A 1,641-nucleotide genomic window follows, 5' to 3' on the forward strand; every position below is an offset into this window, starting at 1 on the left:
GCCGCTCGACGCCCGCAAGGCCACTCTCGACGACGAGCTCCGGATGTTCGCCCTGGCCGCCTCCCGCGCCCGGCGGCAGCTCGTGCTCAGCGCCGTCGCGGGCGAGGACGAGACGCCCTCCCTCTTCTTCCGGCTCACCCCGCCGGACGCGCCGCGGCTCGATCCGGCCTCCGCAGTGCCGCTCACGCTGCGCGGGGCGGTGGCGGCGCTGCGCCGGACCGCCACCACGCCGGACTCGACCGAGGCTCCCGCCGCCATCCGAGGGCTCAGCGCCCTGGCGCTCGCGGAGGTCCCGGGCGCCGACCCCTCCTCCTGGTCCGGGGTGCTCGAGCCCTCGACCACGGAGCCGCTCTTCGACGTCGGCGACCCCGAGCGTCCCGTCTCCGTCTCGCCGAGCCGCCTCGAGGCCTTCGAGCGGTCCCCTCTGGACTGGTTCGTCGACGCCGTCTCCGGCTCCACGACGAGCACGGCGATGGGGGTCGGCACCCTCGTGCACTGGGTCCTCGAGAACGCCGAGCGGCCCGATCCGCAGGAGCTGTGGGCGGCTCTCGAGTCGCGGTGGCCCGAGCTGGTCTTCGAGTCGCCCTGGCTGGGGGAGCGGCAGAAGCGCGTCACACGGCGGCTGATCGACGGCCTCGCGGGCTATCTCGCCGACTTCGAGCGCGGGGGAGGCGTGGTGCTCGGCCGCGAGCAGCAGTTCGAGCTCGACGTCCCGCCCGCCCGGGTGCGGGGCTCGATCGACCGCGTCGAGCGCGCGGCCGACGGCTCCGTCACGATCGTCGATCTCAAGACGGGCCGCAGCACCCCCCGCAAGGACGACATCGCCGAGCACGCGCAGCTGGGCAGCTACCAGCTCGCCGTCGCCGAAGGGGCGATCGAGGCGGCCGACCCGGCCGACGGGGGAGGCGCGAAGCTGCTCTTCGTGGCGACGGGCGTGCGCGGGAAGCCGTACCGCGAGGTGGTCCAGGAGCGCTTCGGCGAGGAGGAGCTGGAGCGGCTGCGCGAGCGCGTCCGCGCCGCGGCCCTGGGCATGGCGGCGGCGGGCTTCTCGGGCCTGCTCGACGCGACCCCGTTCTCCCCCGGCGACGCCCTGCGGTACCGCATCCACGCGGTACCCGAGGTCCCGGGGGACGGCCTCCTGGCGATCGACGAGGTCGACGAGACAGAGGACCCGGAGGACTCCGAGGAGCCGGATCCCGATGCGCCGGCCGATCCATCCGGCCCCGCCGACCCCGACCCCTCCGCCGTCTCCGAGGAGGAGCTGCCGTGATCGACGCCCTGACCATCGCCGAGCGCCTCGACCTGCGCCCGCCCACCGCCGAGCAGCGCGCCGTCATCGAGGCGCCGCTCGAGCCGGCCCTCGTGGTCGCCGGCGCCGGCAGCGGCAAGACCGAGACGATGGCGAACCGCGTCCTCTGGCTCCTCGCGAACGGCCACGCGGCGCCGTCGGAGGTGCTCGGCCTCACCTTCACCCGCAAGGCGGCGGCCGAGCTCGGCGAGCGCATCGGGCGGAGGATCGACCAGCTCGGCGCGGCGGGCCTGCTCCCGCTCGCGCCCGGGCAGTCGGCGCCCGACCCGTTCGAGGCCGCCACCGTCTCGACCTACAACGCCTTCGCGAACACGATCTTCCGCGACAACGCG

Annotated in this window: 2 protein-coding genes; both read left to right on the forward strand. The window is 75.4% G+C overall.

Annotation, left to right across the window (positions count from 1 at the left end):
• Positions 1–1,270 (forward strand): PD-(D/E)XK nuclease family protein (locus C5C33_RS18045; protein WP_146085827.1); only part of this gene is annotated, 1,270 nt, incomplete at its 5' end.
• Positions 1,267–1,641: UvrD-helicase domain-containing protein (locus C5C33_RS18050; RefSeq protein WP_181136282.1), on the forward strand; the 375-nt coding region annotated here is incomplete at its 3' end. The genes C5C33_RS18045 and C5C33_RS18050, both read left to right, overlap by 4 nt.

It is taken from the genome of Rathayibacter sp. AY1H3, assembly GCF_002932015.1.